This is a genomic window from Oxalobacter paeniformigenes (assembly GCF_027158465.1).
Taxonomy (GTDB): domain Bacteria; phylum Pseudomonadota; class Gammaproteobacteria; order Burkholderiales; family Burkholderiaceae_D; genus Oxalobacter; species Oxalobacter paeniformigenes.
The window spans coordinates 202,420-215,350 of sequence record NZ_JAMKYL010000001.1 but is presented as its reverse complement, the minus strand read 5'-3'; the positions used below and the strand labels follow the sequence as shown (position 1 = coordinate 215,350).

General features: G+C 53.1%; 13 protein-coding genes and 3 tRNA genes. 1 reads left to right on the top strand and 15 read right to left on the bottom strand.

Annotated elements, in window-relative coordinates; all coding sequences use genetic code 11:
- Positions 1–65: 65 nt before the first annotated feature.
- The 5 genes from dnaG to NAI64_RS00980 all read right to left on the bottom strand — a co-directional run bounded on the left by dnaG (position 66) and on the right by NAI64_RS00980 (position 4,605).
- On the bottom strand, positions 66–1,883 hold the full coding sequence (gene dnaG / locus NAI64_RS01000) for a DNA primase (protein WP_269296908.1): 1,818 nt from the start codon (positions 1,881–1,883) through the stop codon (positions 66–68).
- Positions 1,884–1,937: 54 nt separating this feature from the next.
- On the bottom strand, positions 1,938–2,381 hold the full coding sequence (locus tag NAI64_RS00995; protein WP_269296907.1) for a GatB/YqeY domain-containing protein: 444 nt from the start codon (positions 2,379–2,381) through the stop codon (positions 1,938–1,940).
- Between the two features lie 109 nt (positions 2,382–2,490).
- A complete protein-coding gene (rpsU, locus tag NAI64_RS00990; protein ID WP_269296905.1) occupies positions 2,491–2,703 on the bottom strand; it encodes a 30S ribosomal protein S21 in 213 nt (70 codons plus the stop codon).
- Between the two features lie 135 nt (positions 2,704–2,838).
- The gene (locus tag NAI64_RS00985; RefSeq protein WP_269296903.1) at positions 2,839–3,774 is read right to left on the bottom strand and encodes a histone deacetylase family protein; all 936 of its coding nucleotides are present in this window, start codon (positions 3,772–3,774) and stop codon (positions 2,839–2,841) included.
- A 249-nt stretch (positions 3,775–4,023) separates the two neighbouring features.
- Positions 4,024–4,605, bottom strand: a complete 582-nt coding sequence (locus NAI64_RS00980) for a superoxide dismutase (RefSeq protein ID WP_269296901.1) — start codon at positions 4,603–4,605, stop codon at positions 4,024–4,026.
- Positions 4,606–4,992: 387 nt separating this feature from the next.
- Between NAI64_RS00980 and NAI64_RS00975 the strand changes: the two genes are divergently transcribed.
- A complete protein-coding gene (locus NAI64_RS00975) occupies positions 4,993–5,292 on the top strand; it encodes a helix-turn-helix domain-containing protein (RefSeq protein WP_269296899.1) in 300 nt (99 codons plus the stop codon).
- Between the two features lie 593 nt (positions 5,293–5,885).
- Here NAI64_RS00975 and NAI64_RS00970 read toward each other — a convergent pair.
- The 10 genes from NAI64_RS00970 to era form a co-directional block, all read right to left on the bottom strand.
- Positions 5,886–5,959, bottom strand: a tRNA-Cys gene (locus NAI64_RS00970).
- A 51-nt stretch (positions 5,960–6,010) separates the two neighbouring features.
- A tRNA-Gly gene (locus NAI64_RS00965) sits at positions 6,011–6,086 on the bottom strand.
- Positions 6,087–6,166: 80 nt separating this feature from the next.
- A tRNA-Gly gene (locus NAI64_RS00960) sits at positions 6,167–6,242 on the bottom strand.
- Positions 6,243–6,299: 57 nt separating this feature from the next.
- Entirely contained in the window at positions 6,300–6,863 is a 564-nt protein-coding gene (gene pgsA / locus NAI64_RS00955; protein WP_269296898.1) for a CDP-diacylglycerol--glycerol-3-phosphate 3-phosphatidyltransferase, read from the bottom strand.
- A 77-nt stretch (positions 6,864–6,940) separates the two neighbouring features.
- Positions 6,941–8,797: an excinuclease ABC subunit UvrC gene (uvrC, locus tag NAI64_RS00950; protein WP_407946907.1), complete on the bottom strand. Its 1,857-nt coding sequence runs from the start codon at positions 8,795–8,797 to the stop codon at positions 6,941–6,943.
- A gap of 53 nt (positions 8,798–8,850) precedes the next feature.
- Complete coding sequence (nagZ, locus tag NAI64_RS00945) at positions 8,851–9,924, bottom strand: beta-N-acetylhexosaminidase (protein WP_269296897.1); 1,074 nt, start codon at positions 9,922–9,924, stop codon at positions 8,851–8,853.
- Positions 9,925–9,936: 12 nt separating this feature from the next.
- Complete coding sequence (gene acpS / locus NAI64_RS00940; RefSeq protein WP_269296895.1) at positions 9,937–10,350, bottom strand: holo-ACP synthase; 414 nt, start codon at positions 10,348–10,350, stop codon at positions 9,937–9,939.
- 16 nt (positions 10,351–10,366) lie between these two features.
- Positions 10,367–11,137, bottom strand: a complete 771-nt coding sequence (pdxJ, locus tag NAI64_RS00935) for a pyridoxine 5'-phosphate synthase (protein ID WP_269296894.1) — start codon at positions 11,135–11,137, stop codon at positions 10,367–10,369.
- 47 nt (positions 11,138–11,184) lie between these two features.
- Positions 11,185–11,949, bottom strand: a complete 765-nt coding sequence (gene recO / locus NAI64_RS00930; protein WP_269296891.1) for a DNA repair protein RecO — start codon at positions 11,947–11,949, stop codon at positions 11,185–11,187.
- A gap of 72 nt (positions 11,950–12,021) precedes the next feature.
- Positions 12,022–12,921, bottom strand: coding sequence for a GTPase Era (era, locus tag NAI64_RS00925; protein ID WP_269296889.1), 900 nt, complete (start codon positions 12,919–12,921; stop codon positions 12,022–12,024).
- Between the last annotated feature and the right edge of the window lie 10 nt (positions 12,922–12,931).

Here is a 12,931-nt window from a genome sequence, read left to right as displayed (position 1 = left end):
ATGTAAAGTCTTATATTATAACATTTTCCGTGTTTTTATACGTTCTGTTTCTTGCCGGAAACACTTCACTTCACATTTTCCTGCGTCATTTCTTTTTGCAAGGCCTCCTGCCGCTCTCGCAATTCCAGATAACGTCGCTTTTTCTCATCGGCATCCATCGACATGGATACCAGTTTTTCCATTTCGGAAGCCAGCACACGCAAACGAATCTGCCGCACTGCACCAAGCAATTCCATCCGCGCCGGTTCTTCCTCATACTCCCTGTCCAGCGTATCCCGGACCAGTTGCTCACACTCCACCCCATCGGCACGCAACTGTTCGACAAGCGAAGCATAACCAAGCCGTTCGCCCAGCTCAGCGATCGCACCCAGCACGGCATGCAACAATCCCCCCTTGTCCGGAGAAAAAGCGGAAATCGCCCCGACAGCCTCTTCATCCAGCAACGCAGCAAATTCCGGATACAACAGCAACAGACGCATCACCTGCCTTTCAAGCCCGACGACAGGCGGGCGGGGAGAACGAGGAAAACGCGTACGCACCCGTTTTTCGTGCTGCCCGGACGATCCGGATGCAGCAAACGCCAAAAACGTTTTCATTTCATCTTCCGGCATCTGCGTGATCTGTTCCAGCCTTTTCAGAATCTGAATGCGCAAGGCGGAAGGCGCCATCGCGACACACCATGGCCGAGCCTTGTGCAAGGCACGGGCACGCCCCTCCATCGTATCCATATCATTGCCTGAAACGATTTCCTGCATCAGGAATTCCGACATCGGCATCGCACGTTCCACCTGCTCTTCAAAAGCCTCTCGCCCGTATTCCCTGACATAACTGTCCGGATCGTGTTCGGGCGGCAAAAACAGAAACGCCACACTTTTCGTATCGGACACCAGCGGCAAGCTGGCCTCCAGTGCACGTCTGGCCGCACCACGCCCTGCATTGTCGCCATCGAATGAAAAAACGATCCGATCGGTATGACGCATCAGTTTCTGCACCTGTGTCGGCGTACAGGCAGTTCCCAATGTCGCCACGGCTTGCGGAAATCCCGTCTGCGCCAGCGCCACAACATCCATATAGCCTTCCACGACCAGCACATAACCGGCGTCCCGTATCGCCTGACGCGCCTCGAACAGGCCATACAACTCGTTTCCCTTCTGAAATAGGGGTGTTTCCGGGGAATTCAAGTATTTGGGTTCCCCCCTTTCCAGAATCCGCCCGCCGAACGCGATCACCTGCCCGCGTGTATTGCGGATCGGAAACATGATCCGATCACGAAAACGGTCATACCGTCTGGCATCCGGACCGACTCCGTCCGGCGCATCATCCTTGACGATGACCAGTCCCGCTTCAACCAGTTCTTTCGCCTGATAATCGTCAAAGCCGCCCTTGAGCCCATCGCGTGACGACGGCGCATATCCCAGACCGAAACGCAAGGCGATTTCACCGCTGACCCCACGTTTTTTCAGATAGGCGATCGCATTTTGCGACTGTTTGAGCTGCTGCCGGTAATACCGGCTTGCCACCGCCATCACTTCGGTCAGTGCCAGTGTCCTGGCTTGCTGGCGCGCACGCTGTTGCGGCGAAATTCGCGAATCATCCTTGGGCACCGTCATACCGGCACTTTGCGCCAGCTCCTCAACAGCTTCGACAAAGGAAAGACCCGAATGTTCCATCAGGAAAGTAATGGCCGAGCCATGCCGCCCACAACCGAAACAGTGATAAAACTGCTTGACTGGACTGACGGTAAAACTGGGGGTCTTTTCAGTATGAAACGGGCACAAACCCAAAAAGTTTGCGCCCGCTTTTTTCAGTTGCACGCGATTGCCCACCACCTCGACAATGTCAATGCGGTTAAGCAAATCCTGAATGAATGACTGGGGTATCACGAATTCAACAAACCTCTTTCATTCGAGAAACGTTTTCGCGTATTGATCAACGGATCAGGCTTTGGCTAGCGCTTTCTTGACCAGCGCGGATACGGTCGACATATCGGCACGTCCGGCAAGACGCGTTTTCAAAACTCCCATTACCTTGCCCATATCCTGCGGGCCAGCTGCATCTTTCACAGCCTCCGCAACTGCCTTTTCTATTTCTTCCATCGGCAACGCTTCCGGCATATAGGCAGACAGGACTTCGACTTCCGCCCGCTCTCCTTCAGCCAGATCAGGACGGCCGCCCGCCTCGAACTGTGCAATCGAGTCCTTGCGCTGCTTGATCATTTTTTCGATGATCCCCAGAATCTGCCGGTCATCCAGCTCGATCCGTTCGTCGACTTCTTTCTGCTTCATGGCCGCCGTCAGCATACGAATGGTTCCAAGCCGTTTCGTATCCTTGGCGCGCATGGCGTTTTTCATGTCATTGACAATCTGCTCTTTCAAACTCACGTCGCACTCCGATAAGCAAAAACAATGAACAGCAAAACCCGCCGCGGCTTTGACCGGAGCGGGCAACTGAATTCAGGTTTCCGAAATCCGCCTGAAATGGCGGAAAAGATCAGTACATCTTTTTCGGCAACTGCTGACTACGGATTCGCTTGTAGTGACGTTTGACGGCCGCTGCCAGTTTTCTCTTGCGTGCAGCAGTCGGTTTTTCGTAAAACTCGCGGGCACGCAATTCGGTCAGAAGACCGGTTTTTTCGATAGCACGTTTGAATCGCCGCATGGCGACTTCGAATGGTTCGTTTTCTTTAAGGCGAATAGTGGTCATGAATGTATTTCAGGTTAAGCCAATTTTGGAAAATGAAAATTCTATCAGGTAATTCTTTTTCTGGGAAGCCATCTTCCGGTTTTGCCGAACTGCTTGGCAATTATACAACGGCCTTTGCCCGGCATATCACGCACGTCAGTTCCCCATCAAAGCACGGACATGAGCCGCCGTTCCGGTCGCCAGTCCTTCAAGACTGTACCCGCCTTCCAGCACGGAGACGATCTTTCCGTCACAACATTCATCAGCCACCTTCATCAGCTCTTTCGTGACCCAGTAAAAGTCATCGTCCGTAAAACTCAGCCCGCCAAGTGGATCCTTGCGATGTGCGTCGAAACCGGCTGAAATAATCAGGAAAGACGGATTGAATTTCTTTAATGCAGGCAAAATTTCGAACGTCATGCAATTGCGGAACTTCTCGGATCCTGCACCGCGTGTCAGCGGTACATTGACAACATTGTGATCGATACCCGTTTCATAGCGTGCGCCGCTGCCCGGATAAAAAGGCGACTGGTGACAGGACGCATAAAAGATTTCCGGACGGTGGTAAAAAGCATCCTGCGTACCGTTTCCGTGATGCACGTCGAAATCGACGATTGCGACACGCTCCAGCTTGTATTTCTTGTAGGCATACGCCGCGCCGATAGCCGCGTGGTTGAACACACAAAATCCCATGGCCCTGTCCGGTTCGGCATGATGTCCACACGGACGGGTCGCACAAAACACATTGTCCGCCTCGCCTTTCATCACCAGATCGACCCCCATGCAGGCCGCACCGACGCAACTCATCACACAATCCCAGGTACCCGGCGACATGATCGTATCCCCGCCATCAAGCGGCACATACCCAACTTTTGGCCGGATAGTCTCGATCCGGCGGACATACTCAGGCGTATGCACAAGCAACAGCTGTTCTTTCGTTCCCAGCGGGGCATGACGCCACGGGACCGACTCGAACTCAGGCGCCATCAACGCTTCCCGTACAGCGATCAGACGGTCGGGACACTCCGGATGCTCCGGACCGGGGACATGGCCGAGACAGGCATCGGAAGAAAGAATGACAGTATTGTTCATGATGACGCCTCCATACAGAAAGATTGGTTGGTATTATAGGACAACATTCTGTCACACCCGGGATTGCTGCGCCACACCTGTCATCACGCCCTGCATCGCCGTTCACCGGCTACCGCAACCCAATCGCACCTTCACTGTTTTCCGAAAAAACAACGTTTCCGGAAAACCGGCACCCGATGTGCAAAAAAAAAGCCTCGCATACAGCGAGGCTTTTTGCCTGTACAGGCTTGAAAACGGCCAACGCATGCATTACGAGGCGAAATTGGCCATGACGAAATCCCAGTTGACGACATTCCAGAATTCCTCGGCATATTTTGCACGTGCATTCCGGTAATCGATATAGTAGGCATGTTCCCATACATCACAGGTCAGAAGCGGCTTGTCTTCCCCAGTGAGCGGCGTTGCGGCATTCGAGGTATTGACGATATCGACAGAACCATCCGGTTTCTTGACCAGCCAGGTCCATCCGGAACCGAAGTTTGCGCCGCATGCAGCTGAAAAGGCCTTGCGGAATTCGGCAAACGACCCCCATTTCGCCTCGATAGCCTTCATGAGAGCACCCGTCGGTTCTCCGCCACCATTGGGTTTCATGCCGTTCCAGTAAAACGTATGATTCCAGGTTTGCGCCGCATTATTGAAAATACCACCAGAAGCATTCCGCACAATGTCTTCCAGCGACATGTTTTCAAACGCCGTACCGACGATCTGTTTGTTCAGATTATCGACATACGTCTTGTGATGACGTCCATAGTGATATTCCAGCGTTTCTTTCGAAATGTAGGGAGCCAGCGCATCCATCGGATAAGGCAGTGTCGGCAATTCATGTTTCATAGGATTTCCTTTCTTTTGTAAGGGGCAATTGAAGAACCGCTTCCTGAATTATAAGATGAACACGGATTTGCTGCTTGACACACACCAGCCTTCAGAACTTCCCCCATATACAGACAATGCGACGTGCAATCCGCACAAAAATGACACACCAAACGATCTACAGCCTCACGTTTCGCCAAACAACATCAAACCATATCGACAATATCCGGACAGTTCGCCATGACTTCTGTTAAAATGGCCCATTTCAGGATGCAGGCATGATTCAGCCTGCAACACCGTACACACGCATTCAATCCGGTTATTCCGGAACATGATGCCGCGACAAAACCGCATAAACAACCGTTCTGCAACAGGTAACCGCAATACTGCAGTCACGAGGAGTACACCATGGATATAGGCAATGCCATCAAGACTTGCCGCATACGAAGAGGCCTTTCACAAACAAAGCTCGCCGAGCTGTCCGAATGTTCGGTTTCCTATCTTTCGCTGATCGAACACAACCAGCGCGACATCACCATATCGACCCTGCAACGGATTTGCCATGCGCTGAACGTTCCCATGGGCATCCTGCTCTTTCTGGGATCGTCACAAGACGAATTCGGCAACATCAGCAAGGAACTGGAAGCCGAACTCGCAAAAAACACCCTTTTCCTGCTCAGTGAAGCCTCCAACGAAAAAGCGGACTGAACATCCCGTCCGCTATCCCGTACTTCTCCCATACATCATTGCAAAACGACGCCGTTTCATGGCACAAAAGAAAAATGCCAGATCGATTTCGATCTGGCATTGCTATTCAGGATGGGCAAGGTATTTTACCAGTTGCCGCGCGCTCTCTGAACCACTGCGCCGATTGCGCCCAAGATCAGCAAAGCACCGCAAAATACGATTCCAAAGGTTTCCATAATTTCTCTCCTCGCAAAGTTGGTAAAGTTGGTACTGCACGTATCAGCTTCATCAGCTCAGGAAAGGAACTTGCTTGCTAGCGGCCAAACCAAGTGACCCTTATCCATGGCCTCCATTAAACCAGAAGACGTTACTTCTGTCAACTATTTTTTTACTTAAAGTAAAAAAATTTATCGAAAAAGAAAAATAAACCTTTTGTCAGAAAAGTTCAAAAAATTCCTGCCGACGCTTCCTGGCGTCATCCACCACACACCAAACCGGACAAAACATATATCAAGGACAGAACCGCCGTTTCTTCAAGGATCGCTGTATGGCAAAGCGCCACCTGCACAGGACAGGTCATACTTTCATGACGATATCTGTATGGGGAAAAAGGATGGAGGCAGGAGACGGAATCGAACCGACGTCTACGGCTTTGCAGGCCGCTGCATAACCACTTTGCTATCCTGCCATCGGGCTGCAAAACCGAAAAAACGCAGAACCGGAATCACCCGAAAACGAATGGAGCGGGAGAAGAGTCTCGAACTCTCGACCTCAACCTTGGCAAGGTTGCGCTCTACCAACTGAGCTACTCCCGCATTACGTTCTTCCGACTACCGGACGAAACAAACAACCTGTCGTCCAACCGGTTCCAATTCTCCAGAATGCAATGAAGATTTGGAGCGGGAGAAGAGTCTCGAACTCTCGACCTCAACCTTGGCAAGGTTGCGCTCTACCAACTGAGCTACTCCCGCGTTAGAGATGTGCATTCTAGCACTTCATATGATTCTGTCAATACCCCTGTTGGAAATTTACTTCATCAAGGGCAATGCCTTGCGCAAATAATACAACATCGACACAACCGTGAGAATGGCTGCGATCACCAGCAAGTACGTACCGATAAACGCCGTATCGATAAAATAGAACAGCTTGTTGTAAAACAAAAGCATCGGAATGGCGATCATCTGTGCAATGGTCTTGACCTTGCCCAGCGAACTGACGGCTACGGATTTCGATTCCCCGATTTTCGCCATCCATTCACGCAACGCCGAAATGGCGATTTCCCGTCCGATGATGATAAAACCCAAAATCGCACTGACGCGTCCCAGCTGTACCAGGACAAGCAGCGAACCGGCAACAATCAGCTTGTCGGCAACAGGATCCAGAAAGGCACCGAAGGCCGAAGTCTGGTTCCATTTTCTTGCCAGATAGCCATCGATCCAGTCCGTAATCGCTGCCACAATGAATATGATCGCTGCGGTAAGACTTTGTGCATACAGTGAAATCCAGTGTTCCGGCAAATAGAAAATCCCCACCAGCAAAGGGACGAGCGCAACCCTAAGCCAGGTCAGGAAAATAGGCAAATTGAACGGCATAGCTTGATTTTTGCAGGTTCCACTAATGGTCTGTACTTTCATATCACAAAGAACATCAAAAAATACAAGGCGTTATTCTAATGCAACTGGTCATATATCTGTTGCGCGAGATGACGCGATATTCCCTCGACGGTAGCCAGATCGTCCACCGAAGCGTCTGCCACGCCCCGCACACTGCCGAAACGTGCCAGCAACCGCTGGCGCCTTCTTGCACCGACTCCCTCGATTTCTTCCAGACGCGATGCATGACGTTTCTTGTCACGTTTGGCACGCATGCCGGTAATGGCAAAGCGGTGCGCCTCGTCACGAATCTGTGCGATCAGCATCAGGACGCCGGAATCCTTGCCCAGTTCGTCAGGCAATCGTCCATCGGCATATACCAGCGTTTCCAGACCGACCTTGCGCCCTTCTCCCTTGGCAACCCCGACGATCCTTCCAAGATCGTGTCCGAGCTCGGCAAAGACTTTCGACGCCATCGCCACCTGTCCCTTGCCGCCATCAACCAGAACGATATGCGGCATCATCTCTTCATGCCCCACCAGTTTTTCATACCGCCGCGTCAATACCTGCTTCATGGCGGCATAATCATCCCCTGGCGTAATGCCGGTGATATTGTAACGCCTGTATTCGCCATTTTGCATGACACAATGATGAAAAACGACACAGGAAGCCTGTTCCGCCTCGCCCTGTGTATGACTGATATCAAACGCCTCGATACGCAAGTTGTCCGGGTCGTCGATATCCAGCCCCATGAGTTCTATCAGTGCCCTGACCCTGGACAGTTGCAATTCCGAGCGGTCAAGCACCCTTTCCAGTGCGATTTCGGCATTCTTTTTCGCCATTTCCAGCCATAACCGCCGTTGCCCCTGTGGTTGTGATACCAGATGAACCCTGTGTCCGCACTGCGCCGACAAGGCAGCCACCAGCGCCGGATCGTCCGGCTCCACATTCACGATGATGTTGGCAGGAATCTGTCCGTCGATATAATGCTGCGCCATAAAAGCTTGCAGAACCTGTTCTTCCAGCGTTTGGCCATCGCGTTCGTCGACATTGCCCATATTGCCCGGAAACACAGCCTTGTCGCCCAGATGACGACCGCCGCGCACCATCGCCAGATTCACGCAAGCCCGGTTTTCACGAACAACAACGGCGATGATATCCGCATCCTGCCCGCTGTCCGTTTCCATGCTTTGCTGTTGCAACACACGTGAAAGCGCCGAAATCCTGTCCCTGACGGAAGCGGCTTCCTCGAATTCCAGCCTTTCGGCATGAGCGGCCATCTTGTCCTGCAACTCGGCCAGCACATCATTCTGGCCGCCACGCAAAAAACGTGCGGCATCCTCGACATCCTTGCGGTACTCATCGGCATCGATCAGACCTGCACAAGGTCCGCTGCAACGTTCGATCTGGTACAAGAGACAAGGGCGCGTCCTGTTTTTGAAAACACTGTCCTCGCACGTACGCAACCGGAAAACCTTTTGCAATATCTGGATCGTCTCACGAACGGCAGAAGCATTCGGAAACGGCCCGAAAAACCGGTTCTTGCGATCCACCGAACCCCGGTAATACACCACTCTCGGCACCGGCTGACCGGTGATTTTCAGATAGGGATAAGACTTGTCGTCCCGGAAAATGATGTTGTAATGAGGATGCAGCGTCTTGATCAGATTGCTTTCGAGCAACAAGGCTTCCACCTCGCTGCGCGTAACCGTCGTTTCCAAACGAGCGATCTTCGATACCATCATGGCGATACGCGGCGAAGGTGCCGTTTTCTGGAAATACGAACTGACCCGCTTGACGAGATCACGAGCCTTGCCGACATAAAGCAACTTGTCGTTACTGTCGAAAAACCGGTACACCCCAGGCAAATGCGGCAGCTGTCTGACCGCCTCGGCGACGGCCGCCTTTTCAGACGCCGATGCGGACGAAGACACACTACCCGCAACCGCTACCGGATCGTCCGGTTTTTCTTCCTGCATATCCTGCATCAGTCCTGTTTCGCAATACGCTCGACAAGCGCACGCGCCTGCCGGTACCGTACTTCCGACTGGAGCGTTTCCCAGTCCGGTGCGGGCGTTTTGGGAACCAGACTGCCGATACGTGTCGTACACAAACGCAGGGCTTCTTCCGGCAACGGCGGCAGATTGGCCAGCAATTCATCGGCCATGGCTGGCGAATTGCAAACCAGAATCATGTCGCAACCGGCATCAAGCGCAGCCTGCGCACGTTCGACGATACCACCGGCGACACTGGCACCTTCCATACTGAGATCATCACTGAAAACGACACCATCGAAACCGAGATCGTTTTTCAGGATGGAAAGCCACTTTTTCGAGAAACCGGCCGGCATGGCATCCACTTGCGGATAAATCACATGCGCCGGCATGACGCTGGCCAGACTCATACCCAGTCCGCGATACGGCACCATATCTGCCGCCATGATGGCTTCCAGCGGACGATCATCCACCGGAATTTCCGTATGGGAATCTCCTCTGGCATAGCCGTGCCCCGGATAATGCTTGCCACAGTTGGCCATACCGGCTTGCGCCAGACCATAATTGAGACTTTTCGCCAGAAGCGTCACTGCGACCGGATCGCGATGGAACGAACGGTCGCCGATCACCGACGAAACGCCGTAATCCAGATCCAGTACAGGCGTGAACGAAAAATCGATACCGCACGTACGCAATTCGGAAGCCAGTACATACCCGACCGCCATGGCAACACGTGCCGCCTCGACCGGATCATCGTCCCACATTTTTCCCAGCACCCCCATGGCTGGCAAGCGTGTGAACCCGTCGAAACGGAAACGCTGGACACGTCCCCCTTCATGATCGACGGCGATCAGAATATCCGGCCTTTCCTTGCGAATGGCGCTGGTCAACGCCATGAGCTGTTCACGATTCTGGTAATTGCGCGCGAACAAAATGACCCCGCCCGTCAGAGGATGACGTATCCTGCGGATATCCTCTTCCAGCAACCGCAAGCCGATCACATCGAGCATGACAGGCCCGTAACTGTTTCTTTTTCCGCTTAACAAAATACTCTTGGCAGCCTGCATATTCCCACCCTGTCAGTTGATATTTCCAGTCGTTTCCACACGTTCGATCACGACGAACGCCACGGCGAAATCTGCCTCGTCCGTCACCGACACCTGCGCCTTCAGCCCCAGTTTTTCCATATGCTCTTTCAACTTGCCGCTGCAAACCGCTTCCGGCTTGCCACTTTTCGCGTTCAACAGCTGCATGGCACGCCATGTCATCGGCATACGCATTCCCAGCCCCAGCGCCTTGGAAAACGCTTCCTTGGCCGCAAAACGGGTCGCCAGATAACGAAGCCCCCGCAATTCGACTTTTGTCTTGCGATGCCGGTAACGCAACATTTCTTCCGGCCCCAAAATTTTTTCCGCAAAACGGTCGCCATGCCGTTCCAGCGCAGCCCTGATACGCGAAATCAGGGTCATATCGGTTCCGATACCGTAAATCATGTCGCCATCTCCAGCATCACGCGCCGCTTCCGGCCGGACGTCTCGCACCGACGATGAGCGCCTTCATATCGGATACCGCCTTTTTCCAGCCCGAAAAAACAGCGCGTGCCACAATGGAATGGCCGATATTCAGTTCGGATATCCCGTCGATACGGGCGATCGGCACCACATTTTCATAATGCAGGCCATGCCCCGCATTGACTTTCAGACCATGCCGGATACCTTCCGTCACCCCTTCGCGTATCCGGTCCAGTTCGTATTCCAGCGAAGCGGCATCGAATGCATTGGCATAGCGTCCCGTATGCAGTTCGATGACCGGCGCACCGCTTTCATGAGCCGCGATGATCTGCTCTTCATCCGGATCGATGAACAGACTGACGCGAATACCCGCACTGGTCAGCCGTTCGACAGCCGACTGAACAATATCGAAATAACGCACGACATCAAGACCGCCTTCCGTCGTCAGCTCCTCACGCCGTTCGGGAACCAGACAGACATCCGCCGGCCTGATTTCACAGGCGAAATCGATCATTTCCGAAGTAATGGCTGATTCCAGATTCATCCGTGTCACCAGCATGGGACGAATGGCACGGACATCCGCATCCTTGATATGGCGACGATCTTCGCGCAAATGCAGGGTGATGGCATCCGCGCCCGCCTCTTCAGCCATCAGCGCGGCCACCAACGGATCGGGATAAGTCGTGCCCCTGGCGTTGCGCAAGGTGGCGATATGGTCGATATTGACGCCCAGTTCGATGCCGGCGCCACTCGTTTCAATCATGCTCATAGACTCAAGAAAAAAAGGACATACATAAAACTAGTTTAACCCTTTTGTCACAGCTGACGCAGGTCTATCAGTATTTTCCGTGTCTGCAATGGCACACCGTTAAGATGATGTGCCAGCAGAAAACGCATCAGCAACTTGCTTTGCTGTTGCGTTTGCGGATCGGAATAATCTTCGCTGACCATATCCAGCAATGTCTTGCCGAGCACTCGCGGTGCCGTATCGGCCAACATCGCGGGACGCGGACCGCTTTCCGGATCGACGACATACACCCCTTCCGGATCGACTGGACAATTGTTTCTGACATCAAGCGACAGATCGGCCCCCACCCCCGTCTCACGCAACAACGCCAGCTCGAACACACGCAATACCGTCTGTGCCGACTCCGAAGTCGCCAGACGTGTCAGTGCACGGACATAATGCTCGAAAAGTCCCTGATGCGGGTCTTCCCGCGCCAGCAAGCGCAGCAAAAGTTCATTGAGATAAAACCCGTAGAGCAGTGCGGAATTTTCCAGCGGAATCATGCCGCCGACCCACTCAGCCGACGTCAATGTCCTCAATTCGGACTTGCCACTCCAGCCGATGGACAAGGGCTGGAAAGTCTGCAAGACACCGCGCAACCGTGAAGACGGACGCTTCGCCCCCTTGGCAACGAGCGCCACCCTGCCGTAATCGCGTGTGAACACATCGATGACCAGACTGCTTTCGCGATACATATGGCTATGCAGGACAAAGCCCGGTTGCTCGGCAATCCGGTGATTTTCCGCAGACAAGGCACGCTTTTTCTCGCGTACAGACGCCTGTATTTCCTCCATGTCAGCATTCACTGCGTCCGACTCACCGGTTTTGTCCTGAAACCTCGACATGCAAGCCTGTTACGTAATCCGTTATTCGTAGCCATATGCACGGAGACCCGCTTCATTGTCGGCCCAGCCGGACTTGACCTTGACCCAGATTTCAAGATACACAGGAACGCCGAACATCTTTTCCATATCGCGCCGCGCTTCCGTGGAAATTTCTTTCAGCTTGTCCCCCTTGTGACCGATGATCATCGCCTTGTGCGCATCGCGATCCACCAGCACGGCTGCAAACACCCGGCATATCTTTTCTTTTCGTTCGAACTGTTCGATCACCACCGTACTCGTATAGGGCAACTCGTCACCGGTATAACGGAAAATCTTTTCGCGGATGATTTCCGCCGCCATGAAACGCTCGCTTCTGTCCGTCACATCATCCGGAGAGAAAAAAGGTGGATTTTCCGGCAACAGCTTCCGGATTTCCTCTTCCAGTTCATTGAGCTGGAAACGCTGTCGCGCAGATACCGGAACGATCGCCGCAAATTCACGCAAACCCGCGATTTTCTGCGCAAACGGAATCAGCTCAGCCTTTTCGCGAATCTTGTCCGTTTTGTTGATCGTCAGAATCACCGGAACGTTTTCAGGCAACAACGCGAGAACCTGTTCGTCCGCCTGTCCGAAAACGCCGGCATCCACCACAAAAACAATCACATCCGCAGCCGAAAGCGTATCCCTGACGGTACGGTTCAGATTCTTGTTCAGCGCATTGTTGTAACGAGTCTGGAACCCCGGGGTATCGATATAGACGAACTGGGCATCATCATCCGTCTGGATACCCATAATGCGGTGACGTGTCGTTTGCGCCTTGCGGGATGTAATACTGACCTTGGCGCCGATCAGCTCATTCATCAACGTGGATTTGCCGACATTGGGCCGCCCGACGATCGCGATATACCCGCAACGGAAATGATCGTTTTTCTGGTCTGTCATGATTTCAGCC